General features: G+C 72.7%; 22 protein-coding genes and 1 pseudogene. 12 read left to right on the forward strand and 11 right to left on the reverse strand.

Features of this window, described 5'->3' with window-relative positions:
- The first annotated feature begins 16 nt into the window (after positions 1–16).
- The 4 genes from ACFC51_RS12530 (at position 17) to ACFC51_RS12545 (ending at position 4,378) form a co-directional block, all read left to right on the forward strand.
- The gene (locus tag ACFC51_RS12530) at positions 17–688 is read left to right on the forward strand and encodes a potassium-transporting ATPase subunit C (protein ID WP_376378099.1); all 672 of its coding nucleotides are present in this window, start codon (positions 17–19) and stop codon (positions 686–688) included.
- A gap of 556 nt (positions 689–1,244) precedes the next feature.
- Positions 1,245–2,243 (forward strand): glycoside hydrolase family 11 protein, encoded by a 999-nt coding sequence (locus tag ACFC51_RS12535; RefSeq protein WP_376528429.1) that lies wholly within the window; start codon positions 1,245–1,247, stop codon positions 2,241–2,243.
- Between the two features lie 97 nt (positions 2,244–2,340).
- Entirely contained in the window at positions 2,341–3,333 is a 993-nt protein-coding gene (locus ACFC51_RS12540; protein WP_376378093.1) for a polysaccharide deacetylase family protein, read from the forward strand.
- A 229-nt stretch (positions 3,334–3,562) separates the two neighbouring features.
- Positions 3,563–4,378 (forward strand): SAM-dependent methyltransferase, encoded by an 816-nt coding sequence (locus tag ACFC51_RS12545; protein ID WP_376378090.1) that lies wholly within the window; start codon positions 3,563–3,565, stop codon positions 4,376–4,378.
- Between the two features lie 202 nt (positions 4,379–4,580).
- Here ACFC51_RS12545 and ACFC51_RS12550 read toward each other — a convergent pair whose 3' ends face one another.
- Entirely contained in the window at positions 4,581–5,252 is a 672-nt protein-coding gene (locus ACFC51_RS12550; RefSeq protein ID WP_376378087.1) for a DUF998 domain-containing protein, read from the reverse strand.
- A 202-nt stretch (positions 5,253–5,454) separates the two neighbouring features.
- Between ACFC51_RS12550 and ACFC51_RS12555 the strand changes: the two genes are divergently transcribed.
- Together ACFC51_RS12555 and ACFC51_RS12560 are read left to right on the forward strand one after the other, a co-directional pair.
- On the forward strand, positions 5,455–5,715 hold the full coding sequence (locus ACFC51_RS12555; RefSeq protein ID WP_376378084.1) for a DUF5133 domain-containing protein: 261 nt from the start codon (positions 5,455–5,457) through the stop codon (positions 5,713–5,715).
- 125 nt (positions 5,716–5,840) lie between these two features.
- Positions 5,841–6,470: a TMEM175 family protein gene (locus tag ACFC51_RS12560; RefSeq protein WP_376378081.1), complete on the forward strand. Its 630-nt coding sequence runs from the start codon at positions 5,841–5,843 to the stop codon at positions 6,468–6,470.
- Between the two features lie 46 nt (positions 6,471–6,516).
- Here the strand turns inward: ACFC51_RS12560 and ACFC51_RS12565 are convergent, their stop codons facing one another.
- The 7 genes and pseudogenes from ACFC51_RS12565 to ACFC51_RS12595 all read right to left on the reverse strand — a co-directional run bounded on the left by ACFC51_RS12565 (position 6,517) and on the right by ACFC51_RS12595 (position 13,928).
- Entirely contained in the window at positions 6,517–6,873 is a 357-nt protein-coding gene (locus tag ACFC51_RS12565) for a hypothetical protein (protein ID WP_376378078.1), read from the reverse strand.
- A gap of 104 nt (positions 6,874–6,977) precedes the next feature.
- Entirely contained in the window at positions 6,978–8,696 is a 1,719-nt protein-coding gene (locus ACFC51_RS12570; RefSeq protein WP_376378075.1) for an acyl-CoA dehydrogenase family protein, read from the reverse strand.
- A 50-nt stretch (positions 8,697–8,746) separates the two neighbouring features.
- Positions 8,747–9,295 carry a PadR family transcriptional regulator gene (locus tag ACFC51_RS12575; RefSeq protein ID WP_376378072.1) on the reverse strand — a complete coding sequence of 183 codons (549 nt, stop codon included), beginning with the start codon at positions 9,293–9,295 and terminating at the stop codon, positions 8,747–8,749.
- Positions 9,296–9,380: 85 nt separating this feature from the next.
- Entirely contained in the window at positions 9,381–10,310 is a 930-nt protein-coding gene (locus ACFC51_RS12580; RefSeq protein WP_376371663.1) for an oxidoreductase, read from the reverse strand.
- Positions 10,311–10,449: 139 nt separating this feature from the next.
- On the reverse strand, positions 10,450–12,000 hold the full coding sequence (locus ACFC51_RS12585) for an MFS transporter (protein ID WP_376371673.1): 1,551 nt from the start codon (positions 11,998–12,000) through the stop codon (positions 10,450–10,452).
- 161 nt (positions 12,001–12,161) lie between these two features.
- Positions 12,162–12,716, reverse strand: coding sequence for an NUDIX hydrolase (locus ACFC51_RS12590; protein ID WP_376528432.1), 555 nt, complete (start codon positions 12,714–12,716; stop codon positions 12,162–12,164).
- Positions 12,717–12,802: 86 nt separating this feature from the next.
- Positions 12,803–13,928 (reverse strand): annotated as a pseudogene (locus tag ACFC51_RS12595) (PP2C family protein-serine/threonine phosphatase).
- Between the two features lie 399 nt (positions 13,929–14,327).
- On the opposite strand from ACFC51_RS12595, the gene ACFC51_RS12600 reads away from it, so the two are divergent.
- Both ACFC51_RS12600 and ACFC51_RS12605 read left to right on the forward strand, forming a co-directional pair.
- Entirely contained in the window at positions 14,328–15,941 is a 1,614-nt protein-coding gene (locus ACFC51_RS12600) for an ABC-F family ATP-binding cassette domain-containing protein (RefSeq protein WP_376528434.1), read from the forward strand.
- A gap of 100 nt (positions 15,942–16,041) precedes the next feature.
- Entirely contained in the window at positions 16,042–17,055 is a 1,014-nt protein-coding gene (locus tag ACFC51_RS12605) for a bile acid:sodium symporter family protein (RefSeq protein ID WP_376528436.1), read from the forward strand.
- A 63-nt stretch (positions 17,056–17,118) separates the two neighbouring features.
- Here ACFC51_RS12605 and ACFC51_RS12610 read toward each other — a convergent pair whose 3' ends face one another.
- Positions 17,119–18,105, reverse strand: coding sequence for a helix-turn-helix transcriptional regulator (locus ACFC51_RS12610; RefSeq protein WP_376528438.1), 987 nt, complete (start codon positions 18,103–18,105; stop codon positions 17,119–17,121).
- Between the two features lie 90 nt (positions 18,106–18,195).
- Between ACFC51_RS12610 and ACFC51_RS12615 the strand changes: the two genes are divergently transcribed.
- Both ACFC51_RS12615 and ACFC51_RS12620 read left to right on the forward strand, forming a co-directional pair.
- Entirely contained in the window at positions 18,196–18,774 is a 579-nt protein-coding gene (locus ACFC51_RS12615; protein WP_376371670.1) for a DinB family protein, read from the forward strand.
- A 111-nt stretch (positions 18,775–18,885) separates the two neighbouring features.
- A complete protein-coding gene (locus ACFC51_RS12620; RefSeq protein WP_376371648.1) occupies positions 18,886–19,986 on the forward strand; it encodes a winged helix DNA-binding domain-containing protein in 1,101 nt (366 codons plus the stop codon).
- A 90-nt stretch (positions 19,987–20,076) separates the two neighbouring features.
- On the opposite strand, the gene ACFC51_RS12625 is transcribed toward ACFC51_RS12620, so the two are convergent.
- Positions 20,077–20,295: an MbtH family protein gene (locus ACFC51_RS12625; RefSeq protein ID WP_376371645.1), complete on the reverse strand. Its 219-nt coding sequence runs from the start codon at positions 20,293–20,295 to the stop codon at positions 20,077–20,079.
- Positions 20,296–20,655: 360 nt separating this feature from the next.
- On the opposite strand from ACFC51_RS12625, the gene ACFC51_RS12630 reads away from it, so the two are divergent.
- Together ACFC51_RS12630 and ACFC51_RS12635 are read left to right on the forward strand one after the other, a co-directional pair.
- Positions 20,656–21,744, forward strand: coding sequence for a tetratricopeptide repeat protein (locus tag ACFC51_RS12630; RefSeq protein WP_376371643.1), 1,089 nt, complete (start codon positions 20,656–20,658; stop codon positions 21,742–21,744).
- Positions 21,741–22,859 carry a polyprenyl synthetase family protein gene (locus ACFC51_RS12635; RefSeq protein ID WP_376528441.1) on the forward strand — a complete coding sequence of 373 codons (1,119 nt, stop codon included), beginning with the start codon at positions 21,741–21,743 and terminating at the stop codon, positions 22,857–22,859. The genes ACFC51_RS12630 and ACFC51_RS12635 overlap by 4 nt, the downstream gene beginning before the upstream one ends.
- A 147-nt stretch (positions 22,860–23,006) precedes the next feature.
- On the opposite strand, the gene ACFC51_RS12640 is transcribed toward ACFC51_RS12635, so the two are convergent.
- Positions 23,007–24,791 carry a cholesterol oxidase substrate-binding domain-containing protein gene (locus ACFC51_RS12640; RefSeq protein ID WP_376528443.1) on the reverse strand — a complete coding sequence of 595 codons (1,785 nt, stop codon included), beginning with the start codon at positions 24,789–24,791 and terminating at the stop codon, positions 23,007–23,009.
- Positions 24,792–24,904 lie beyond the last annotated feature (113 nt).

Consider the following 24,904-nt stretch of genomic DNA (forward strand, 5'->3'; position numbering starts at 1 on the left):
GAACGGCTGACCAGCCATGAACACCTCTCTCAAGAACACCGCCCGGCTGCTCGGAGCGGGGCTGCGCGCCCTCCTCGTGCTGAGCGTCGTCTGCGGTGTCCTCTACCCGCTCGCCGTCACGGGCGTCGCGCAGGCGCTCTTCAGCGGCAAGGCCAACGGTTCCGAGATCAGCGACGCGAGCGGCCGCACCGTCGGGTCCTCGCTGATCGGGCAGACCTACGACCTCCCGAAGCACGATCCCGACGATCCGGACGAGGCGGCGAAGCCTGACCTCAGGTGGTTCCAGCCCCGCCCCTCGAACGGCCTGGGCTCCAACAGCGTCAATCTCCGGTACTCACTGATCCTCTCCGGTGCCACCAACCGTGCCGCGGACAACGCCGAGCTGATCACGTGGGTCACGGAGGCGAAGGCCGCCGTCGTGGCGGACAATTCCACCCCCGGTCACACGGTGCTGCCCGAGGACGTCCCGGCCGACGCCGTCACCTCCTCCGGCTCGGGACTCGACCCGGACATCTCCCCGGCCTACGCGAAGCTGCAGGTCCACCGGGTCGCCGAGCGGAACGGTCTCCCCGTCCACCGGGTCGCGAAGCTCGTGGCCGAGCACACCGAGGGGCGCACCCTCGGCTTCATGGGCGAGCCCCGGGTCAATGTGCTGGAGCTCAACAGCGCGCTCAGGGCCATGCTCTGACGGGCCCGCCACCGCCGGCCGGTCCGCGCGGGCAGTAGCCGGGGCTCCCAGCGGAACGACCGCCGGGGGCCCCTGCTTCTGTCCGCGCGGACCCGGTGCCGGGTCCGCTCCGGCGGTCCCAGACGTTCGCAACACAATCGAAAGGCTTCGAAAGTTTCGAAATCCAATGTTGCAATTATCGATTCACACCATCAACACACCCACCCCCGAAGGGGACCGAGTCACCCCACTGCACCCTGGAACAGGGAAAACACCCCCGCATCCACCCACGCTCCAGACCGATGCTTTCGTAATTCGCGCCGAAACTATTGACACCCGAACGCCCCGGATCAACACTGTTCGCCGTCGACAGACCTCAACCACTGCCGATCCGGGTCCACCCCGACCCGGTACTCAGGCCGGTCGCCGCAGCGTGGCGACCGGTCCGGTCCGGCCGGGTCGCGCGACACGACGCACGGTCGCCGCCTTCGCCTGTTCCACCGACACCCCCACAGAGGGCGTCCCGCGCTGCCCGGACCCCACCCGGCCTCACGAGCACGAGGAGGAAAGCACGCACATGAACGACGCACCCGCACAGCCGACGAGCCGCACACGCGCCCGTCTCAGACGGTTCATCCGCAATGCCTTGGCCGCGGCGACGGCCGCCGTGGCCGTGCTCGCCCTGCCCGGAGCCGCCAGCGCCGACACGGTCGTCAACTCGAATCAGACCGGCACGAACAACGGGTACTACTACTCCTTCTGGACCGACAGCCCCGGCTCGGTCTCGATGAACCTGGCGTCCGGAGGCGGCTACGGCACCTCGTGGAGCAACACCGGGAACTTCGTGGCGGGCAAGGGCTGGAGCACGGGCGGACGCCGGAGCGTGACCTACTCCGGCACCTTCAACCCGTCCGGCAACGCCTACCTGACCCTCTACGGATGGTCGACGAATCCCCTCGTGGAGTACTACATCGTCGACAACTGGGGCACCTACCGCCCGACGGGCACGTTCAAGGGCACGGTCACCAGCGACGGCGGCACGTACGACATCTACGAGACGACCCGCGTCAACGCCCCCTCCATCGAGGGCACGCGCACGTTCAAGCAGTTCTGGAGCGTCCGCCAGTCGAAGCGGACCGGAGGAACCATCACCACCGGCAACCACTTCGACGCGTGGGCCAGGAACGGCATGTACCTGGGCACCTTCAACTACATGATCATGGCCACCGAGGGCTACCAGAGCAGTGGCAGCTCCGCCATCACCGTGGGCGGCACCTCGGGTGGCGGCGGCGACACCGGCGGCGGAAGCGGCGGCTGCACCGCCACCGTGACCGCGGGCGACAAGTGGAGCGACCGCTACAACCTCAACGTAGCCGTCACCGGGTCCAGCAACTGGACCGTCACGATGAACGTCCCCTCCCCCGCCAAGGTCCTCTCCACCTGGAACACCAGCGCCGCCTACCCCAGCGCACAGGTCCTGACCGCCAGACCCAACGGCAACGGCAACACCTGGGGCGCCACCATCCAGGCCAACGGCAACTGGACCTGGCCGACCGTCTCCTGCAGCGCAGGCTGACCGCACCCCCTCGCACCGGCGGGGCGGCGGCCCGTGCCCGCCGCCCCGCGCCACCACCCCGTTACCCCTCGTCCACCAGGAAGCGAAGGACACCCGCATGCGCCTCATGCCACGCCTGTCCCTCCGGGCGGTGACCACGGCCCTGGCCGTCGCCTCGACGGCCGCGACCACCACGGTCGCCGTCGGCACCACTCCCTCGCACGCCGCCCCGTCCGCGGCCTGCAACGGGTACGTCGGGCTCACCTTCGACGACGGCCCGTCCGGCAGTACACCCGCCCTGCTCAACGCCCTGAAGCAGAACGGCCTGCGCGCCACGATGTTCAACCAGGGGCAGTACGCGGCCTCCAACCCCGCCCAGGTCCGGGCTCAGGTCGACGCCGGCATGTGGGTCGGCAACCACAGCTACACCCACCCGCACCTGATCCAGCAGAGCCGGGCCCAGGTCGAATCCGAGCTCTCCCGCACACAGCAGGCCATCGCCGCCGGCGGCGGCGGCACACCCAAGCTCTTCCGCCCTCCGTACGGTGAGACCAACGCGACCGTGCAGGCCGCCGCGGCCGCGTACGGTCTCACCCAGATCATCTGGGACGTCGACTCGCAGGACTGGAACAACGCGAGCACGGACGCGATCGTGGCGGCGAACGCCCGGCTGACCAACGGCCAGATCATCCTCATGCACGACTGGCCCGCCAACACGCTCGCCGCGATCCCGCGCATCGCGCAGGGCCTGGCCGGCCGAGGACTCTGCGCCGGCATGATCTCCCCGACGACGGGCCGCGCCGTGGCACCCGACAGCGGCGGCACCGGAGGGGGCGGTGGCGGCGGAGGCTGCACCGCCACGCTGACGGCAGGCAGCAAGTGGAGCGACCGCTACAACCTCAACGTAGCCGTCACCGGGTCCAGCAACTGGACCGTCACGATGAACGTCCCCTCCCCCGCCAAGGTCCTCTCCACCTGGAACACCACTGCCGCCTTCCCCAGCGCACAGGTCCTGACCGCCAGACCCAACGGCAACGGCAACACCTGGGGCGCCACCATCCAGGCCAACGGCAACTGGACCTGGCCGACCGTCTCCTGCAGCGCAGGCTGACCGGCGCAGCGGCCCGTACGGGACGGTGGGTACGGCGGCCCTGCCCCGCCGTACCCACCGTCCCGGCCCCGGGCCGCCCGGGACCACGATCCGGCACGTGGGCGACGACAGCGGCGAAGTCACGTACCGCACCGCATGAGTTGGCGAGCGGGCGACATGACCGGCGCCCATGTTCCCTATTCTGTACGCACGCTGATCATCCGCTGCCGCGCCCATCCAGGAGTTCGCCATGTCCCGACCGGAGAACGATGCCCCCGCCCTGCGCATCGACACCAGCAGACCTCATCCCGCGCGGATGTACGACTGGTTTCTCGGGGGCAAGGACAACTACCCGGTGGACGAGGCCATGGGCCGGCAGATGCTCGCCGTCGAGCCCGGGGTCCCGGTGATGGCGAAGGTGAACCGGGCGTTCATGCACCGTGCCACCCGGTGGCTCACGGGCAAGGGAATCCGCCAGTTCCTCGACATCGGCACCGGGATACCCACGGAGCCGAACCTGCACCAGGTGGCCCAGCGGGCGGCGCCCGACACGCGGGTCGTCTACTGCGACAACGACCCGATCGTCCTGGCACACGCCGGGGCCCTGCTCAAGGGCACCGAGGAGGGTGCCATCGACTACGTGCAGGCGGACGCCCGGGACGTGGACGTCATTCTCGAACACGCCGGCAAGACGCTGGACTTCAGCCGCCCGGTAGCGCTCTCGCTGATCTCGCTGCTGCACTTCGTGAGCGACGAGGACGGCGCCTACGAGCTGGTGGACCGGCTTACGGGCGTGCTCGCGCCCGGCAGCCATGTGGTGATCTCGCACCTCACGGCCGACTTCCACCCGGCCGAGGCCCGCAAGGTCGATGAGATGTACAAAGCGAACACCCTCACGCTGGCGCCCCGCACCCGTGATCAGTTCTCCCGCTTCTTCCACGGGCTGGAGATCGTCGAGCCGGGCATCGTGGCCGCCGAGGCGTGGCACCCCGAGCTGGGAGAGCCGGTACCCGGCCAGGACGACGTCATCAGCGCCGGCTACGTGGCGGTGGGCCGCAAGCCGTAGCCGTCCGCTCCGGTGGGCCCCTCTCCGGGCGGGCCCACCGGGAGCTGTCAGGGCGGTGGGACCCCGCCCGGTGCGCGAGCCGCAGGCCTGGGGCGGGCCCCACCGGGAGGCGATCGTCTCCGAGGGCGTCTCGTGGAGCTCTTCCTGCCCTCCGCACCGGGCGCCGGGGGACGGGTGTCGCCCACTCGCCCGGGGCCACGCGTCACGTCCGCTGCCCGTCGCCGTCCGTGTGCCGGAAGCAGGAGAAGGCCACGACGAGCGGCCAGAACGACTGTGCGAACGTGATGACGCGCTCGGCCGCCCCCGCGGTGTCGAGGACGAACAGGGCGAGCAGGAACCAGGCCCCGCCGAGCCACATGAGTGCGGCCGCCGCCGTGGAGGGGGCGGGCCGCAGGCCCCAGGGGGCCGTCCTGCCGGGCAGCGGGGCCGTCGCCTGTGCCCCCGGGCCGGCTTCGCGGACGGGCGTGATCCGCCGGGGACCCGGGTCGCGCCGTACGGCCAGGACCGGCCACACGGCGAGCAGGACGAATCCCACGGCCACCACCACCCCGTGGTCGAACGAGCCGCCGCTGCGCGGCGCCGGGAACAGGGCCAGCAGCATCGCCGCGAGCCCGCCGCCGGCCAGGGCCACCCGTCCGGACGGTGCGGCGGGGCGCAGCCCGCAGGCGGTGATCACATGGCAGGCTCCCAGGGCGAGCAGGGCCGACGTCATCACCCAGTACCCGGCGGCGCCGTCGGCGGCGAGGATGCTGATCGTGGACGTCGCGGGGTCGTAGCCGGGGCCCTGGAGCTCCGCCGAGACCGCCCAGCCCCCGACGAGGAGGACCGGGGCGCTCACCGAGGAGAACAGGACCCACCAGGGGACAGATCGCATCGGTGAACGGTAGAACGCCCGCTGCGGCAAGCGTCGGCGCACACGCTGACGGGTGGGCGTACTCCGCTCGCGACCGGGTAGACGCGTGACGCCGGATCACATGACGGTGCGTGAACCGCACCGTGCGGCCGGGACGTCACCGGCCCCCCGTGCTCCGGTGCGCCGCCCCCGGACGTGGATCGAACCCAGAGGAGAACCCGCTGTGCTGACACCCAGTCCTCAGGACCTGAGAGTGGCTCTGGCCCGCTATGCCGACGCACGGATCGAGGATGCCCGCCGCTCGACCGAGGCGACCGCCCGGATCGTGGAGGACGCCGCCTACACCCTGTGCGTGATGACCGGTACGCAGGCCGTCCGGCAGGCTCTCCAGGTCGCGGACTCGATGCTCGGCATGCGGGCCACGGTCTCCCCGGGGCTCCGGCGTCCCGTGAGCAGGCAGGACGACAGCCTCCAGACCGCCTGACCCTTCCGGCCGGACGCCGGCGCAGGGACGCCGGCGCCGGTCCGCAGTCCCTGGACCCGTGCCCGGCATGCCCGCCGTCGGCCTAATCCCGCCCGGTTCCGCCCCGGTCCCGGGACGCTGGCCGGGTGGACGAGAGCCGGGCGGGTACGGGTGACGACAAGACCACGGAACGGCTCTCCGCGCTGTCCGACGGGATCTTCGCGATCGCCATGACCCTGCTGGTGCTCGATGTACGGGTGCCGCCGGGACTGACCCCCGAGGGCTTCCGGGACGCAGTGGTCGAGGTCCTCCCGGACCTCGGTGCCTATGCGCTGAGCTTCATGATCCTGACCGCGTTCTGGCGCGACCACCGCCGGATCATGGAGCTGGTCCCCCGGTTCGACGCGCCGCCGCTGAGATTCGCGCTGATCTGGCTGGGCGCGATCGCACTGATCCCCTTCCCGACGTCGCTCCTCTCCGAGTACGCCTCCGAGCCCCTGGCCGTCGCGGTCTACGCGGGCACCGTGAGCGTCACCAACCTGCTGGAACTGGCCGTGCTGAGGACCGGACTGCGCCGGTCGTGGCCGAAGGACCACGCCGCGGAGCGGACAGCGCGCTCCATCGCCGCCGATCTGGCGGGCACGGCCCTCGTCTTCGGTGCCACTGTGCCGCTCGCCTACGCCCTCTCCCCCGCGGCCGCCATGTGGTCCTGGCTTGCGCTCGTCCCGGTCAAGGTCGCGCTCGGCCGCAGGAGCCGCCGCGTGCGGTCCGGCTGAGACGGCGGGCCGGCGCCACCGACAGGGGTGGCGCCGGCTTCCGCGGTCATCCAGCGGCGGTGACCAGGGATTCGTAGTACCGGCCGAGCCCTCGCAGATAGAAGAGGTCGCCGGTGTCCTGGTCACGCTCGAATCGGGGGGCGTCCTTGATCTGTTCCTTGGTGCACCCGACCCGGATCACCCGTGCGCCGGAGTCGACCGCGGTCACCATGCCGGCCGGCACGACGACGCTTCTCCCGAACTTCCAGACACCCGCGTCGATCACCAGGTGGTCGTAGCCCGGCACCGGCGAGAGCCTGATGACGGTGCCCAGGCTCCCGTCCGCCGCCTCCACGTCGTAACCGATCACGTCGTCGCCCGGCGAACGGTCCAGCTGTGTCTGCCAGATCCACACCGTGTTCATGGTCGCCTCCTCCTGGCAGCCGGCCGGATCCGGCCGCCGGACCTTCCATATGCCCGCCCGGGCGCCGGTGAAGCGCCCGGCCCCGGCCTTGTACCCGGGCGGCGCTACCCGGCCATCTCATAGGCCCCGGACAGCGCCTCGACGCGGTCCCAGACCCGAGCCGATCGGGCCTCGTCGACGACGGGACGCCGTACGGCGGCGATGGCCCAGGCCTGCTGCTCCGGGGTGGCGGAGTCCTTGCCGTGCAGTTCGACGGCGTCGGCGGAGAAGTCACGGACGAGCACGGAGAACAACTCGTCGAGCACGTCCGCGTCCAGACCGGTCAGCCGGGCCTGCTCCAGGATCAGCTGGCCGTGGACGACCAGGGCGAAGAGCTGGCCGACCGACAGCAGGAAGTCGAGGTCCCGGCTCTGCTGTTCGTCGGGGGCGGACTCGGCCACGAAGGCGCACAGGGCGTCCGCCTGCTCCCGGAAGCGGGCGACGTTGGGCACGGAGGCGTACGCGTCGTAGGCCGGGCGCCAGTCGTGGAAGCGCACCGAGCCGAGGCCGCGGGCCGGGCCCTGCCGGAAGAGGAACCCGTCGTCCGCGGCGTCCAGACGGGTCGTCACCGGCTCGTAGCCGGCCGGCTCCAGCAGGTGGTTGCGCATGAACTTCAAGATGAGGGCGAGGTTGACGTGAACCGTCCCCTCCAGCTTGGGCAGGCTGCGGATCTCCACGGCCGCCTGCGCGAAGTAGGTGTCCTTCTCGAAGCCCTTGGCGGCGATGACGTCCCACATCAGGTCGATCACCTTCTCGCCCTCGGTGGTCACCTTCATCTTCGTCATCGGGTTGAACAGCAGGTACCTGCGGTCGTCGGGCCCGGCCGAGCGGAAGTAGTCGACGGCGCGGTCGCTGAACAGCTTCATCCCGACGAGCCGCACGTAGGCGTCGGCCAGCTCGCGGCGCACGTGCGGGAAGGCGGTCACGGGGCGGCCGTAGAGGATGCGGTTGTGCGCGTGGGTGACGGCCTCGTACATCGCGTGCTCGCAGATGCCGATCGAGGCGGTGCAGAGGTTGAACTTGCCCACGTTGACGGTGTTGAGGGCCGCGTCGAAGGCGGCGCGGCCGGTGTGCAGGACGTCCTCGGGGCCGACCGGGTAGCCGTCGAGGCGGAACTCGCTGACGTACTTGGAGGAGTCGACGACGTTCTTCACCAGCTGGTAGGCCGGGTGGCGGCTGTCGGCCGCGAAGAAGACGTAGCCGTCGGGGCCTTCGACGTCGGTGCGGCGGCCGAAGACGGAGACGAGGCCGGCCGCGTTGCCGTTGCCTATGTAGTACTTGGACCCGGTGGCCAGGAAACCGCCGTCCTCCTGCGGCTCCAGGAGCATGTCGGTGGAGTAGATGTCGGCGCCGTGCGTCTTCTCCGAGAGTCCGAAGGCGAACACCTCGCCCTCGGCCAGGAGCTGCGCCGCGCGTGTGCGGGCGGCGGCGTTGTCGCTCTGCCAGACCGGTCCCAGACCGAGGATGGTGACCTGCCAGGCGTACCAGTAGTCGAGCCCGTAGAAGCCGAAGATCTCGTTGAGCGCGGCGATCCGGGCGGTGTCCCAGCGCTGGTCCTCCCGCTCGGCGGCCGAGGCGGGCGTGAGGAAGGTGGCGAACAGGCCCTCCTTGGACGCGAAGTCGAGGAAGTCACCCAGCCAGGCGCGGGACCGGTAGTCCTCCACCAGCCGGCGCTTTCCGCGGGCCTCGAACCAGTCGACGGTGGCGCGCAGCAGCCTGCGGGTCTCGGGGTCGAAGTGTGCGGGGTCGTAGGCACGCGGGTTGAACAGCAGCGGGTCGGACATGGTGATACGCCTTCCGGGCAGGTGTGGGCGGGCGGGGGTGCGGGACGGGTTCAGGCGAGCCGGTGGAGGGTGGCGAGGACGTCGTCGAGCCACGCGACCGTCATCCGCTCGTACGCGATGCCGCCCCGCAGCACGACGTGCTGGAGCTCCTGGCCGGCGTCGAGCGGTGCGGGCGCGCCCGGCCCGGTGAAGTCACGGTGCTCCCCGGCCAGGTAGTGCGCGAGCCGGTCGCTGTGCACCCGGTGGTGCCGCTCGACCTCGTGCAGCAGCGCGGCCGGGTCGTCGAAGGCGGCGCCCCGGATCTTCACGGCGAGGTCGTGGCGGAGGCTCTCGGGTTCGATCGGTTCGTGCAGCCACTCGGCGAGGACGGTACGGCCGGGACCGGCGACCGAGTACTCCTTCTTGTCCGGCCGGCGCTCCTGCGGGACGTCGCGGACGTCGAGCAGGCCGTCGCTCTCCATGCGCTTGAGCACGCGGTAGATCTGCTGGTGCGTGGCGGTCCAGAAGTACCCGATGGACCGCTCGAACCTCCGGGCCAGCTCGTAGCCGGAGCCCGGCTGCTCCAGCAGGGAGACGAGGATCGCGTGTTCGAGCGCCATACCCCGATCGTCTTATGCAACTGGTTGCATAGCAAGCGGCCGGGGCCGGGTGAGACGCGCCTCACCCGGCCCCGGCCCCCCGGTCTCAGACGGCCTCGGCGTCGGTCCCGGTGAGGCGCGCCGACACGTCCCACAGGGCGCGGGCCGTGTCCGTGTCCTGCGCGCGGGCCGACATGCGGGCGGGGCCGGGCGCTCCCCTGGTCTCGCCCAGCAGCCGGGGGCCGTAGTAGCTTCCGCCGAGCGCGTCGGGAAGGGTGGCGGCGTACAGGGTGGGGAGCGCCCCCGCGGACGGGCGCTGGGTGTAGAGGCGCGTCACCCGTTCCAGCTTCGCCGCCCAGGCCCGTCCGGCGAGCCTCGGGCCCGCCTGTCCGAGCTCCGTCGCGGAGAGGCCGGGATGGGCGGCCAGCGAGAGGACCGGCCTGCCTGCCAGGTCCGCGCGGCGCTGGAGTTCCGCGGTGAAGAGCAGATTGGCGAGCTTGGACTGCGCGTAGGCGCGCCACTTGTCGTAGCCGTGCTCCGCGTCGAGGCCGGCGAAGTCGATGCGCCCGATGCGGTGCGCCAGCGACGACACCGTCACGACCCGCGAGGGCGCCCCCTGGCCGAGGAGAGGCAGCAGATGGTGCGTCAGCGCGAAGTGGCCGAGGTGGTTGGTGCCGAACTGCATCTCGAACCCGTCGGCCGTCCGCAGCAGGGGAAGGGCCATCACCCCCGCGTTGTTGACCAGCAGATCCAGCCTGCCGTCGGTCTCCTTCGCGATACGGCCGGCGGCCTCCGCCACACTGGAGAGGTCCGCCAGGTCGAGACCGACGAGCCGGGCGTCGGATCCGGGGGCGGCGCGGCGCACGGCGTCCAGGGCTCGGCCGCCGCGTTCCGGGTCGCGGCAGGCGAGGATCGTCCGCGCGCCGGAGCGGGCCAGGGCGAGCGCGGTCACCGCCCCGATCCCGCTGTTGGCGCCCGTGACCACCGCCGTGGTGCCGGAGAGGTCGGGCATGTCGTCGAGAGTCCATGAGTGCATGCGTCACGCCTCCCCGGCGAGCGCCGTCGCACACCCGTGACCTCGGTGGAGCACGCGTACGGATCCGGGGGAGGCGCCGTCCGCCGCCGCTCCGGTTCCGGAAACTCTTCGGCCACCGGCGTTCCGGTTCCGAGGACTCCTAGCCGCCGTCGTTGCCGGGACGCGCTCCGGGACGCGCGGGCGGCTCCGTGACGGTCTCTTCGGTCACCCGTGTCCCCGGGTGCAGATGCGCGCACACGTACGCGACGGCGAGTGCGATCGCCATGCCGTAGAACACCCACTGGTTCGCCTCGGCGAAGTCCAGCCGGACCGCGTCCATGGAGTCCCGCATCAGCGTGGCGATCCGGCCGTCGCCGGCCGGTTCCCGGGCGTCCGGATTCCCCGTGACGGCCTCCGCGACCGACCGGGCGGCGTCGTCCGCCACGCCCGCCGGTACCCCCCGGGACGTGAGGGTCTCCAGGACCTTGTCGGTGGTGACATGGGTGAGGACCGTCCCGAAGACGGCGATCCCGATGCTGGCCGCGTAGTTGCGCACGGTCTGGGTGATGCCGGTGACCTCGCCGTACGAGGCGCCGATCGAGCGGTTGACCGCGTCGGTGGACGCGGGCGCGAGGAGGAAGCCGATGCCCGCGCCGGCGAGGGCCGCGTACGGCCACTGGTCGTGCATCGAGAGGTCCGTCAGCTTGTTCGCCCACAGGGCGAATCCCACTGCGCCGAGCGCCGTGCCGAGCTTCATCGCCGGGCGGGCTCCGCGCCGGTCCAGGATGCGGCCGCCCCACTGGGAGGCGATGCCGAAGCCGATGAAGAAGTACAGCAGGTACAGGGCGGCCTGGTTCGGCGAGGCGCTCAGCGAGACCTGCGCGTACACGGAGGCGAAGAAGAACACCGGGACGAAGGCGAGCATCGCGAAGAAGAGGACGAGCGTGTCGACGGTGAACGCCCGGTCGCGGAAGACCTTCAGCGTGATGAGCGGCTGGGCGACCCCGCGTTCGTAGCGGCAGAACACGACCAGGACCGCGAGCCCGCCGACGATGCAGGCCCAGGTGGCGACGCTGCTCCAGCCCCACGCGGACGCCTGCTGGAAGCCGAGCACGCTCAGACCCATGCCCACGGCGACCAGCGCCGCCCCGGGCACGTCCAGCTTCTCCCGCCTGCGGGACCCCGGGATGTGGGCCATGGCCGCCAGGACCAGGGCGACGGCCGCGACCGGCACGTTCACCCAGAAGACGGCCCGCCAGGTCCAGGCCGTCAGCCAGCCGCCGAGCAACGGCCCGACCGCCGTGAGCGCACCCGACAGGCCGAAGAACAGCGCCAGGGCCCTGCCCCGCTTCTCCACCGGGAAGACCGCGACGACGACGGCGAGCGCGGCGGGGAACATGAGCGCCGCGCCGAGCCCCTGGGTGGCGCGGAAGACGATCAGCCAGGTCTGTGCGAGGTCACCGGCCGGGACGCATCCGCACAGCACGGACGAGACGACGAACAGGAGGGTGCCGATCAGCATCACCCGCTTGTGGCCGACGATGTCGGAGAGCCGTCCGCCGAGGGCGAAGAAGGCGGCGAGCGACAGCAGGTACGCGTTGACCACCCATTGCATCCCGGAGGACGAGAGGCCGAGTTCGCCGACGATGCTCGGAGCGGCGATGGAGACGATCGTCTGGTCGATGAACGTCATCGACACGGCGAACAGCATCGCCGCGAGGGCCAGCGTCTGGTGGGCGGCGCCCCGTCCGGGAGGGGGTTCGGCCGCGCCCGTGCCCGAAGGGGCCCTGTGGGTGCACATGGTCCGAGTCTGTACGGGGTGGGAACCGCGCGCACGTCAAGGACGCTCCCGCGTACCTCGGACGGTGGTGCTCAGGGCTTCCTGAGGAGCAGGCCCGCCGCGACGAGTCCCGCCAGGCCCACGTCCGCGTCGGTGTACTCGCCGCCGAGGAGATGCTCCACGTACACGTCCTGGGCCAGGGTGAACGGATCGACGAACTCCTCCGCGTCGGGCGTGGGCTCGGCGACCTTCCGGCAGTCCCTGGCGAGCACCGCGTAGCGCACATGGGTCGCGTAGGACGCCAGGTACGTCCGCATGACGACTTCGGCGCTCCCTGCCTGGTAGCCGGTCTCCTCGAGGAGTTCGCGAGCCGCCGCGTGCAGGACCTCCTCGCCGGGCTCGATCATGCCGCCCGGCAGCTCGGCCAGCACCTTGCCCGGGCCCGGCCGGAACTGGCGTACGAGGATGCCCCGGCCGTCCTCTGTGAACGCCACGAGGGCGACCGTCCGGGAGCCGTGGAGGATGTCCCACTCCGAGTCCTTGCCGTCCGGCTGCACGTAGGTCCGGCACCGCACCGTCAGATAGCCGGCCGGCTCCGGACGCTCACTCTTCAGCGTCCACGTCATCGGATCAGTACGCTCCGTCACGGGCGGATCATGTCCAGTGTGCCGCCCGGCAAACGGTCCGCGGGCTCCCCCGGCGGGGGAACATCAGTCCGATCGTGTCGCCCGGGTCATGCCGGGGGCACGGCCGGGGCGGGCCCGTGCCCGTCACGGAAGCGGTGCAGGGCCAGCATGGCCTGGTCGTCCTGGGGCCTGCCGTCGGCATGGCGGTGGACGTCGTGGATCAGCAGGTCCAGGATCTGGCCGGGCGTGACGCGGGCGCCCGTGCGCAGCCGCCTGCCGAGCACGAGCGGGAGGCGGGCGACGGGGTCGTAGAAGCGTCCGGCGGCGTTCCGGGACTCGGTGACGCCGTCGGTGTAGCAGAGCAGGGTGGAGCCGGCGGGGAACGCGAAGCTGTCGACCGGGGCCGACCAGGCGCCCAGGTCGCTCAACCCCAGCGGGGGTGCCTCCTCGGATGCGCCGAGGAGCGTGGCGCCGCCCCGCGCGTCGATCAGCACGGGGGGCGGATGGCCCCGGTTGACCAGGCGCACGGTCTCCAGGTCCGTCGAGAACTCCGCGATGAGGGCCGTCGTGAAGCCCTCCTCCTGCTGCTGGCCGCCGCGTCGGCCGCCCTCGCGCAGGAGGGCACGCTCCAGCCGGGCCACCAGTTGCGCCAGGTCCTCGGCCTCGTCCGCCGCGTACCGGAAGGCGCCCAGGTCGGCGCTGACGGCGCTGACCGCCCCGAGCCCCTTCCCCCGTACGTCGCCGACCATCACCCGGATTCCGTACGGGGTGCTCTGCACCACGTACAGGTCCCCGCCGATGAGCGCCTCGCTCTCGGCGGGCACGTACCGGGCGTCGATGTGCAGGGAACCCAGACGTGACGGGGGTCTGGGCAGCACGGCGCGCTGGGCGACGGCCGCGACGTGCTGCGCGCGGCGGGCACGGGCGTCCTGTCGGCGCAGCGTGCGGTGGATCAGGACGGCGAGCGCGGTGACGGCCGCGAGGGTGATCTGGTTGGCCACACCCGCACGCCAGCCGAAGGTCCCGTCGACCCGCGCGAGGAAGGCGTGGACGATCATCGCGGTGATGCCCACGCCGACGATTCCGCGCACCCCCAAGGAGGGGTGCGGCGGCCACGGGAGCGGCCATGAGCAGCGGCGCGGACGTCACGTCGTGCGGCGTGGCGAGGTCGACCACCACGGCCAGCACGATGAGGCCTACGGGGATCCACCGGGTTCTCAGCAACTGCGACACTCCCCCACGCTGCCCGCAGTCCCGGCCCTCCGCATCCCCGGCGGCCGCGATCCGGCCGCGATCCGGCCCCGGAGCACGGTTCCTGACGGGCACGAGCCTCGGCCCCGCCCCCTGACCCTGGCCCGTGGGAACTCACGAGCCCCGCCCCCCTGACCCTGGCCCGTGGGAACTACGGGATCCCGGGGACGGCGGCTGCTAGGGTCCCTCCCCGACACTGATCTCTCGGTGAGGAGACGGACATGGTGGGAGACGACGACATCTCCGGGTGACACCCGGATGTGACCGGCCCCCGGCCCGTGCGCGACAGCACCGTGGCCGCGATGCCGCACGTCGCCCCCCTCTCCCCTGTCCGTCCCGGGCGGAAGTCCGTCCGCCCACGTGTCTCACGAGGTCACACCCATGTCCGACGCCTCGGCGCCCCTGCTCGCACACGACGTCGTCCGCTCCTTCGGCAGCGGACGTGTGGTCGACGGCTTCTCCCTCACCGCGTCCCCCGGCCACCGCATCGGCCTGATCGGGGAGAACGGCGTCGGTAAGTCGACGCTGCTGCGTCTGCTCGCCGGGGTGGACGAACCCGACGCGGGGAGCATCACGCGCCCCGCCGATCTGGGGTTCCTGCACCAGGAGATGCCGTTCGACTCCGCGGCCACGATCGCCGACGTGCTGGACGAAGCCCTGAGCGAGGTGCGCGACACGCTCGCCGGGCTCGAACGTCTCTCCGTGGAGCTCTCCGGCACCCGGGAGGACTCCCCCCGTCACGCCGCGCTCCTCGACGCCTACGGCCGACGGCTGGAGGCCGCCCAGGAACAGGAGGCGTGGGACGCCGACCGGCGCGCCGCGATGGTGCTCGACGGCGTCGGGCTGGGCGCGGCAGATCCCGGCCGGCCGCTCGGTTCCCTGTCCGGCGGTCAGCGCGGCCGTCTGGCCCTGGCCTCCCTGCTGATCCGGAGGCCGTCCGCGCTGCTGCTGGACGAGCCGACCAACCACCTCGACGACGAAGCCGCCGCGTTCGTGGAGGAGCAGGTCCGCGGCCTGCCCGGCGCCGTGGTCGTGGCCAGCCACGACCGGGCGTTCCTCGACGCCGTGTGCACCGATCTGATCGACCTCGACCCCGCCGTGGACGGCCCGGTGCGGTACGGCGGCAACTACACCGCCTACCAGGCCGAGAAGCGCGCCGAGCGGGAGCGCTGGGAGCGGCGCTTCGCCGAGGAGCAGGAGGAACTGGAGGCCCTGCGCCGGTCCATCGGCACGACGACCCACCGGGTCGCCCCGGACCGCGGGCCGCGTGACACCGAGAAGATGGGTTACGGGCTCCGGGCCGGGCGGGTGCAGAGCCAGATCTCACGGCGGGTGCGCAACGCCGCCCGCAGACTGGGCGACCTGGAGCGGAACCGGACGGCGGAGCCGCCTCGGCCGCTGCGTTTCCGCCGCACCGTGCTCGGCGGGCCGTCGGCGGAGGGGATCCTCGTCTCGCTGCGCCGTGTGCGGGTGCCCGGCCGGCTCGCCGTCGACCGGCTCGACGTGACGGCGGCCGACCGCCTGCTCGTGACGGGTGGGAACGGGTCGGGGAAGTCGACGCTGCTGGCGGTGCTCGCCGGCCGTCTCGCCGCGGACGGCGACGTGCGGCGCAGGGGCGGGGTCTCGGTGGGACTGCTGACGCAGGACACCGTGTTCGACCGGCCGGACCGCACCGTCCGGGACACCTACGTGCGGACGCTCGGTGCCGAGCGCGCGGAATCCGTACCGCTGAGTTCACTGGGCCTGATGAGCGACACGGATCTGGGCAAGCCGGTCGGGCGCCTCTCCGTCGGCCAGCGCCGCCGGCTCGCCCTCGCGCTCCTGGTGGCGCACCCGCCCGAGCTGCTGCTGCTCGACGAGCCGACGAACCATCTGTCGCCGCGGCTCTGCGACGAGTTGGAGGCGGCCATGGGCGCGGGTCCGGGAGCGATCGTGCTGGCCGGTCACGACCGCTGGCTGCGGAGGCGCTGGCAGGGGCGTGAACTGCGTCTGTGACCCCGTCGCGACGATCCCGGCCTGCACGCATCCTGGACAGCGTGTCCGCATCCTGGGACTCGCTTGCGGATGCCCCTGCCCGCGGCGTCTGATCGCGCCTGTGCAGAACGAAGAGATAACCCCTGATCAGCCGCGTTCCGAAGACAAGGCCGCGAGGCGCGCCGTCACGGTGTTCCCCGTCCTTGTGCTCGTGGCGGGTGTGGCCGGCCTCGTCACCCCGGGCACGTTCGACGGCTGGACGGAGTCGGTCCCGTACCTGCTGGGCGTCGTCATGTTCTGCATGGGCCTGACGATGACCCCGCTCGACTTCCGGGGTGTGGCGAAGCGCCCGTGGGCGGTGGCGATCGGCCTCGTCGCGCACTACGTGATCATGCCGGGACTGGGCTGGGCGATCGCCCATCTGCTCGGTCTGCCGCCGCAGCTGGCGGCCGGACTCATCCTGGTCGGCTGTGCGCCGAGCGGCACGGCGTCGAACGTGGTGACGTTCCTCGCCCGCGGTGACGTGGCGCTGTCGGTCTCCGTCGCGACCGTCTCCACCCTGGTCGCCCCTCTGGTGACCCCGCCGCTCACCCTGCTGCTCGCCGGGGCGTACCTGCCGGTGGACGCGGGCTCGATGATCACGGACATCCTGAAGACCGTTCTGCTGCCGGTCCTCGGGGGCCTGGTGGTGCGGCTGGTGGCGGGCAGGTTCGTCGACCGTGTGCTGGGCTTCATGCCCTGGCTGTCGTCGCTGGCCATCGCCGCGATCGTCTGTGCCGTCGTGGCGGGGAGTGCCGGTGCCATCAAGTCGGCCGCCGTGACCGTGCTGATCGCCGTCGTGCTGCACAACGGCCTCGGACTGGCCCTCGGCTACGGCGCGGGCAAGGTCTCGGGGCTCGGCCGGCCCGCGAGCCGCGCCATGGCCTTCGAGGTCGGCATGCAGAACTCGGGGCTGGCCGCCTCGCTGGCGACGGCCCACTTCAGCCCGCTGGCCGCCCTGCCGGCCGCGGTGTTCTCCGTGTGGCACAACATCTCGGGCGCCCTGGTCGCCGCGTGGATGTCCCACCGGTCCCGGCGCGACGAGCCTGTGGTGGCGGGCCCGGCCCGGGAGACCGCGACCGCCGGGGAGTCCTGACCGCAGCGGCTGTCCCGGCTCTCCGCGTGCCCGGCCCGGGTCCGTACGGCGGATGACGCCCGGTCACCGCTCGGCGGCGTCGGCGAAGCGACGGGCCAGGTGGGCGAAGGCGTGCCTGAGCTCGGGCGGTCCGACGACCTGGATGCCGGCGTCGAACCTGCCGAGGCTGGCGGCCAGACCGGGCCAGGACCATGCCCCCAGGACGAGCCGGCAGCGGTCGGGGCCGAGCGCTTCGACGAACCCGTCGCCGGCGTGGACGGACACGACGGCGGCCGGCAGATCGAGGACGACCTCGCCGAGGCAGGGCCATTCGCCGTCGTCGCCGGATCCCCGGAATCTGCCGGCCACGAAGGCCGCCACGTTCCCGCCGGGCACGTCACGCGGGGTGAAGCGCGGCCCGGTGGGGGTGCGCGGGGTGATCCGGTCGGCGCGGAAGGTGCGCCAGTCCTCCCGCTCCAGGTCCCAGGCGACGAGATACCAGCGCCCGCCCCAGGTGACGAGGTGGTGCGGCTGGACCCGGCGCGGCGGTCCCGCGGCCTGCCCGGCGCCGGCCTCCGGGGATGCCGGGGAGTAGTCGAAGCGCAGCACCTCGCGGGCGTGGACGGCCGTACCGAGCGCCACGAGGACCCGGGGGTCGGCCTGCGGCTCCGGCCGCGTCCCCGCCCGCCCGACCGCGGTGACGTGGAGGGCGTCGACGCGATGGCGCAGCCGTGCGGGCATGACCTGCCGGACGGTGCTCAGGGCGCGTTCCGCCGCTTCCTCGATCCCGGCACCGGTGGCGGCCGCCGTCCGGAGCGCGACGGCGAGGGCGACGGCCTGGTCGTCGTCGAACAGCAGCGGCGGCAGCTCCGCGCCGGCATCGAGCCGGTACCCCCCGTACGGGCCCTTGGCGGCCACCACGGGGTAGCCGAGCTCCCGCAGGCGGTCCACGTCACGGCGCACGGTGCGGGGGCTGACCTCCAACCGCTCCGCCAGCAGCTGCCCAGGCCAGTCCCTGCGCGACTGGAGGAGGGAGAGGAGCGAGAGCAGTCGCGCGGAGGTCTTCGGCATGGTGCTCAGTATCGCCCGGAGAGGCGGACGGCTCCTGACCTCTTCTCCTGCGACGGTGATCCTGCACGCCACCGGGAACGACCAGAAGGACTGATCAGGATGACCACCCCCTCCACGCCCCTCGACGGCGAGCGGGCCGATCTGCTCGCCGCGCTCGCGGCCGCCCGGGCGGCACTCACGAAGGCGGTGCGCGGGCTCAGCGACGAGCAGGCCGCCGCATCCCCGACGGTCAGCACGCTCTGTCCCGGCGGCCTGGTCAAGCATGTGGCGTCCACCGAGGCCGGATGGATGCGCTTCGTGGTCGAGGGTCCGTCGGGCATGCGTCACGACCTGCCCGACGGGGTGACCTGGGCCGATCTCGCCGCCGGTACCGCACGCCGGATCCCTCAGTGGATGACCGACCACGCGAACGAGTTCCGGATGCTGCCCGGCGAGACCCTGGACGGGGTCCTGCGGCACTACGAGGAGGTCGCCGCCCGGACCGAGGAGGTCGTCGCCGGTGTCCCCGACCTCTCCGCGGCCCACCCGCTCCCGGAGGCACCCTGGAACGAACCGGGAGCCGTGCGCAGCGTGCGCCGGGTCCTGACGCACCTCGTCGCCGAGACGGCGCAGCACGCCGGTCACGCGGACATCCTGAGGGAGACGCTCGACGGGCAAAGGGCGACCTGATCCCTTGTCACCTCACGCTCGCACACCTGGACGGCCCCGAGGAGAGAGACCCACGATGAAGAAGCGATCCCCGGGGCACCGCCCCGGGAGTCCGGGCCCGGCGGTGACGCGATGACCGTACTGGACACCCGTGCCCTCAACCGCGCGACGCTGGCGCGGCAGTTGCTGCTCGACCGCGCCGCGCTCCCGGCGCAGGCCGCCGTAGGCCATCTCTGCGGCCTCCAGGCGCAGGAGCCGCAGGAGCCGTACGTCGGGCTCTGGTCACGGCTGGGGCAGTTCGAACCGGCGTCCCTGTCAGAGCTGCTGACCGGGCGCGGTGCGGTGCGCATGCACCTCATGCGGCGCACCGTCCACCTCGTCACCGCCGACGACGCCGTCGCCTGGCGTGGCCGCCACGACGCCATGCTGCGCCAACGGGTGCTCGGGGTCTACAGGCACGAGTTCGACGGTACCGATCTCGGCGAACTCGCGGCGGCGGGACGGGCGCTGCTGGCCGACGGAGCGGCGCGTACGCCCGCCGAGGTCGTCGACGCCCTCGCCGGCCGTCACCCGGCGCCGGGGCGGCGGGCCCTGGGCGAGATGGTGCTCGCCGCGCTCGTACCGGTGGTGCAGGCGCCGCCCAGGGGACTGTGGCGCACCAAGGGAGGGGTCCGGAACGTCCTGCTCTCCTCCTGGCTGGGCCGGGACGTCGACCCCGCGCCCACCGACGCGTCGGACCCGGTGGGCCGGGCGCTGGTGCGTCGCTACCTGGCCGCCTTCGGGCCTGCGGCGTCGGCCGATCTGCGTGCGTGGTGCGGCCTGTCCGGCCTCCCCGCGGCGGTGTCGGCGCTGCGGGAGGAGCTGGTGTCCTTCCGGGACGAGCGCGGCCGGGAACTGCTCGACCTCCCCGGCGCACCGCGTCCCGACCCCGGCACTCCCGCACCCGTGCGGTTCCTGCCGGCCTTCGACAACGCGATCCTCGGCTATCACGACCGGGGCCGGATCATCGACGACGCCCACCGGGGGCTCTCGGTCGCCGGTGAGCGTGTGGTGCTGGTCGACGGCCGGGTCGCCGCGACCTGGAGCACGGACGACGGCACCGTGGTGGTGAGGCCGCTGCACGGGCTGTCGCGGGCCGACCGCGAGGCCGTCGCGGAGGAAGGGACCGGGCTCGCGGGGTTCCTGTCCGACGGCGGGAGCAGCCGCGTGCGGATCGCCCGGCCCCCTGGCTGAGAGCATCCGGACGCGGCCGGCGTGACCGGTCGCGTCCGGTACGGGTCCGGGGCGGTCACGCGCGAGGTGCACGAAAGCGCCCCGGAGGCTTCAGGCCGGGTCGGCGGTCATGCTCTGCACCAGGCTCCTGGGCCGCAGGTCGGTCCAGTTCCGCTCCACGTGGTCGAGGCAGGCCTGGCGGGTGTCCTCCGGGTGGGCCACCGTCCAGCCGCCCGGCACCTCGGCGAACGCGGGCCAGAGCGAGTACTGCCCCTCGTCGTTGACGAGCACCAGGTAGGTGCCGTTCTCGTCCTCGAAAGGATTGGTCACCGGGTCTCCTCGAACTTAGGTAAGGCTCTCTTTGCCTGACTGTCGGCGACTCTACCCGGATGTCCCTCCCCGCGCACCGGGCCGCGGGGTGGTCGAACTGGCCTCGGCCGAAGGCGGATCGGTGCGGCAGGACCGGTGGGCCACCGCTCCCGGGACGTGCGGCCCCCGCCCCGCGCGCGGGGCGGCATCCCTCCCGCTGACTACGGAGGGCGCCTCGCATGGCACTCAGGTACCACCCATGACCGGCGTACAGAGGGATTCGGGAACCCCGTCCCGCTCCTACCGTCTTGATCAAGGACGGCGGCCGACCACCGCCGGGATGTTTCCGAAGACAGGCGAGACAGTGAGCGGGTGGCACGGATGACTCAGCAGCATCGGCCGAAGGAGAAGGCGTTCGCACCGGAGTACCAGGGGGCGCTCGGCTCGCTGTCGGTGAACTCCTCCCTCACCGAGGTACTGGCGAAGGGCGTCGAGGAGTTGCGCGCCGCCGAACGCGCAGGTCAGCACGGGGAGATGGCCCGCTGCGGGCTGGCGGTGGCCGAGGCGTGCCGGCGCCTGGGGCGAGTGGCGGAAGCCGACGCCGCCTGGAAGGCGAGCTACCGCGCGGCCCGTGAGGCGCAGGACGTCGGAGCGATGGCCTGGGCGCTCTGGAGCGGCGGCACGCTCGCCCGCCAGCGCGGCTCGCTGGCACTGGCGTACCGGCTGCTCGGGCTCGCGGCCGAACTGGGCGAGCGCGGGGGCGACGTGGTGGTGCGCGGTTACTCGCTGGCGGGCCTCGCGGAGACCGGGCGCATCCAGGGCGACTACCAGGCCGTCGGTGAACTGCACGAACAACTGCTCGCCGAGGCCCGCCGGCGGGGCGAGGCCAGGCACACGGTCTGGGCGCTGGAAGGCATCGCCCAGATGCATCGGAACACCGGCTCGTACGACAGGGCGCTCGCCCTCTTCGAGGAGGCGGCCGAGACCGCGGGCCGGGCCGACGACCGCAGGGGGCGGGCCTGGGCGCTGCGCGGCATAGCCGACGTCGTCTCCGTACGGGACGGTGACGTGGAGCGCGCGCTCGCCCTGCTCACCGAGGCCGAATCCGCCTGCCGCGAGATGAAGTTGTCCAGTGCCCTGGCCTACAACCACAAGATGCGGGGCAATGTGCACTACCGTGCGGGGCAGTACCCGCAGGCACGGGACTCCTACGCGCAGGCACTCGGGGAGTTCCGCGAGATGAACGAACCACGGGGGACCGCGCTCTCCCGGCTGGGGCTCGCGAAGTCGCTGGCCCGGCTCGGACGGAACCCGGCGGAGACCGTCGTGGAGCTGGCCGAACTCCGCCGGACCCTGGACCGGATCGGTCTGCGGCATGCACGGGACATGGTGGACAAGGCGACGGTCGAGCTGGGCGTGGGCCCGCTGCCCGGCTCCGGCCACCGCGTCGAGGAGGCGGTGACGCGATGACCTCCCCCGCGACCGCGCCGGCGGGACCCGCGTACGACGCCGGGCCCGTACGGCACACCTCCCCCGGCGGGAAGGCCGCGTCCCGGATCACCGCGCCCCGCATACTCGCGCGCTGCCGTGACCTGGTGCGCCCCTCCCTGTCCGCGGCGATATCCCGGCTCCACCCCTGGCACGGCGAGATGGCTGCGTTCTCACTCGGCTGGTGCGGTGTCGGAGGGACGCCCGCCGACGGGTCGCACGAGGGCAAGGGGGTGCGCCAGGCCCTGGCCGTCCTGTGCGCCGAGGCGGTGGGGGCGCCCGGGGAGAAGGCCGCCGCGGGCGCGGTGGCCGTCGAGCTGATCCACACCTTCTCGCTGATGCACGACGACATCATGGACGGGGACGGGACGCGGCGGCAGCGGGAGACCGTGTGGAAGGCGTACGGCACCGGGCCCGCCGTGCTCGCGGGAGACGCACTGTTCGCGCTCGCGGTGCAGATCCTCGCCGAGACACCGGCACCGCACACCGGCGCGGCCGTCGGCCGGCTGTCCGAGACGCTGAACGGCCTCGTACGCGGTCAGGCGGAGGACCTGCTCTTCTCCGCCCGCCCCTGGACGGGGGCGGACGCCGTCCGGACCGACGAGTACCGCGCCATGGCGGAGCTCAAGACCGGCACCCTGCTGGGCTGCGCCGCCGCACTCGGCGGGCTGCTGGGCGGGGCGCCCGCCCGCACCGTCGCCGCCCTGGACCTGGCGGGCCGTCACCTCGGGGTGGCCTTCCAGGCCGTCGACGACCTGCTCGGCATCTGGGGCGACCCGGCGGTGACCGGCAAGCCCGTGTACAGCGATCTGCGGCAGCGGAAGAAGACCTGTCCCGTGCTGGCCGCCCTCGCCGGGGACGGCCCACGCTCCGGGGAGCTCGCCGCGCTTCTGCGTTCCCCCCTCCCCCTCGACGACGCGGGCGCGGCCCGAGCCGCAGCGCTCGTCGAGTCGTGCGGCGGCCGCGCAGCCACCCTGGACGAGGCCCGCCACCACCTCGATGCCGCCCGCGCCTGTCTGCGGAGCGTGCCCCTCGCCCCGCGGGCGGCCCACGAGATCGAGGTGCTGCTCGGGTTCCTGCTCCACCGCCAGGTGTGAGTGTCCCCGCCACCAAAGGGACCGGCCCCGCTCACCGCGGGGCCGGTCCTCTTCCTGACCTGCCGGTCCGTCCCCCTCCGAGCACCGTGGAACTCGGCGCGCTGCCACCGGACGCGCCGTACGGGGAACGGACCTGGGCGCGGCCCCTCAGGCGCGGACCAGCCGGTCGGTGAAGGCGTTGCCGAAGACGCCGTGGGGGTCGAGGCGGTCCAGCACGCCCACCGCCTCCGTCCACCGCCCCGGGCCGTACGAAGCCGGGACCGTGGTCCCGATGACCTCCTCGTCCGCCCATGCCTCGGTGCCGGTGTACGCCCATCCCTTCGACCACTCGACGCGTGTCAGGGCGTACTCCCCGTCGAATGTGGCGAGGAGGAAGCGCTCCAGATCGCGGTAGAACGCGTGGGCCCCGGGCGTCGTCGGCTGGGTCAGCACATCGATCCACACCGCGCAGTCGAACTCCGGCCGGTCCGCGGGCGGTCGCACGACGGAGAGCAGGGGAGGCCGGGCACCGGGGGCAGCCGACTCCTCGGGGCGGTCCAGCCCGCCCACCCGGATCTCGACCTGCCCGTTGACGGGGAACTCGCCCCGTGCCGCCCGCGACTTCAGCTGCTCGCTGTAGTGGGCCGCGAACTCCGAGATGACGCGCTGCACATCCGCGCGCCGGGTCAGGACGGCGTAGCCGTTCGCGGTCTCCCGCAGGGTCGTCGGGCGCAGATAGAACTGCAGGGTGTGCGCGGGGCCCCACAGATCGGTGGCCAGGGTGGCGGTCAGCCCCGTCGCCGCCACCGTGTACTGGGCGGCGCCGAAGGCCGGGGCGAGGTACCAGGCCGCCTCCCCCAGCATGCGCCCGGCCAGCCGGGCGACCGGCGTCGGCAGGGAGTCGCTGAAAGGATAGTTGTACGGATGGTGCACCTCCCTCGCCGTGAGGGGCCGCTCCGGGCTGAGACTCCACACCTTCAGCCACGGCCTGTCCGTGAACGCGAACCAGATGGCCTCCACCCGCCCGGTCCGGTCGAGGAAGTCGGCGAAGGTGTTCCCCCGGCGTGCCAGTGCGCTGCCCGGAGCGGCGAACAGTTCGTCGCTGGTGAGGTCGGTCCGGCTGCGGCAGCGAAGGGGGGTCTCCTCCCCGGCCTGGAGCACCGCCTCGACGACGAGGCCCCGGCCGAGGTGCGCGGCCAGGGCCTCGCACTCCTCGTCGGAGCCCCGGTGGAAGGTGCGTACGACGTAGGCGGAACGGGCGGCGTCCCAGACGACGGCGGTGACCGACAGGACGAGGTTGCTCAGGGTTCCGTAGGAGTGGCCCGGACGCGGGGCCTCCCCCACCGCGGGCACGCTGGTGCCATGGGCGTCGATGGCCAGGGTGCCGCCGAGCGTCAGTTCCCCCGGAGCGGGGGTGTTGGTGACACCCAGCCCGTGACCGGCGAGGAAGGCCGTCAGCGCCTCCAGGGTCACCCCCGTCTGTGCGCGTACGGCGCCGGGAGCGCCGGCGGGCGGATCGACCAGCTCCATGCGGGTCAGGTGCTCGGTCGTGTCCAGCAGCAGCACGCGCTGATCGGACTCGGCCGGGCCGGTGATGGTGAGGGGCGACCAGGTGTGCGCCTTGCCCCGGGCCCGCAGCCGCCAGCCCCTGCGGTGCGCCCAGTTGGCGAGGTCCGCGAGATCCTGGCCGTCGCGGGGAGCACAGGCCCAGAGCCCGTGATGGGTGATCTCACCAACCCAGTTGGTGTAGGGCGTGCGGTACGGCTCCAGCCCGGAGGGCAGTTCGGGAGCGGGCGAGGGGGTGACGGCCGGCGTCGCCGCGGCGGACGGCGTTCCTGCCGCGAGCGCCCCGCCGGGGACGCCGAGGGCTCCGCCGACGACGGCCGCCGCGCGCAGCACCCCGCGCCGGGACGGTGGGACCGGCTGTGACGTGGCGTCAGAAGTGTCTGGCATGCGCCCGACCGTATGCGGCTCACCTGGTCCGGCCGGCGCGTACTCCTGAACGGCTGCGGGATCCGCATGAACGGGTGTAGAGGGCAGCGGTCCGCGCCCTCACCCGGCGCGAG

Source organism: Streptomyces sp. NPDC055962 (assembly GCF_042270185.1).
GTDB lineage: Bacteria > Actinomycetota > Actinomycetes > Streptomycetales > Streptomycetaceae > Streptomyces.

Excerpts from the sequence above, each read along its gene's own strand:
- ACFC51_RS12640 (WP_376528443.1), bottom strand. The coding sequence starts at position 24,791 with ATGCCAGACACTTCTGACGCCACGTCACAGCCGGTCCCACCGTCCCGG.
- ACFC51_RS12535 (WP_376528429.1), top strand. The coding sequence starts at position 1,245 with ATGAACGACGCACCCGCACAGCCGACGAGCCGCACACGCGCCCGTCTC.
- ACFC51_RS12635 (WP_376528441.1), top strand. The coding sequence starts at position 21,741 with ATGACCTCCCCCGCGACCGCGCCGGCGGGACCCGCGTACGACGCCGGG.
- ACFC51_RS12620 (WP_376371648.1), top strand. The coding sequence starts at position 18,886 with ATGACCGTACTGGACACCCGTGCCCTCAACCGCGCGACGCTGGCGCGG.
- ACFC51_RS12600 (WP_376528434.1), top strand. The coding sequence starts at position 14,328 with ATGTCCGACGCCTCGGCGCCCCTGCTCGCACACGACGTCGTCCGCTCC.
- ACFC51_RS12575 (WP_376378072.1), bottom strand. The coding sequence starts at position 9,295 with ATGGCGCTCGAACACGCGATCCTCGTCTCCCTGCTGGAGCAGCCGGGC.
- ACFC51_RS12540 (WP_376378093.1), top strand. The coding sequence starts at position 2,341 with ATGCGCCTCATGCCACGCCTGTCCCTCCGGGCGGTGACCACGGCCCTG.
- ACFC51_RS12630 (WP_376371643.1), top strand. The coding sequence starts at position 20,656 with ATGACTCAGCAGCATCGGCCGAAGGAGAAGGCGTTCGCACCGGAGTAC.
- ACFC51_RS12550 (WP_376378087.1), bottom strand. The coding sequence starts at position 5,252 with ATGCGATCTGTCCCCTGGTGGGTCCTGTTCTCCTCGGTGAGCGCCCCG.
- ACFC51_RS12580 (WP_376371663.1), bottom strand. The coding sequence starts at position 10,310 with ATGCACTCATGGACTCTCGACGACATGCCCGACCTCTCCGGCACCACG.
- ACFC51_RS12565 (WP_376378078.1), bottom strand. The coding sequence starts at position 6,873 with ATGAACACGGTGTGGATCTGGCAGACACAGCTGGACCGTTCGCCGGGC.
- ACFC51_RS12530 (WP_376378099.1), top strand. The coding sequence starts at position 17 with ATGAACACCTCTCTCAAGAACACCGCCCGGCTGCTCGGAGCGGGGCTG.
- ACFC51_RS12545 (WP_376378090.1), top strand. The coding sequence starts at position 3,563 with ATGTCCCGACCGGAGAACGATGCCCCCGCCCTGCGCATCGACACCAGC.
- ACFC51_RS12585 (WP_376371673.1), bottom strand. The coding sequence starts at position 12,000 with ATGCTGTTCGCCGTGTCGATGACGTTCATCGACCAGACGATCGTCTCC.
- ACFC51_RS12570 (WP_376378075.1), bottom strand. The coding sequence starts at position 8,696 with ATGTCCGACCCGCTGCTGTTCAACCCGCGTGCCTACGACCCCGCACAC.
- ACFC51_RS12610 (WP_376528438.1), bottom strand. The coding sequence starts at position 18,105 with ATGCCGAAGACCTCCGCGCGACTGCTCTCGCTCCTCTCCCTCCTCCAG.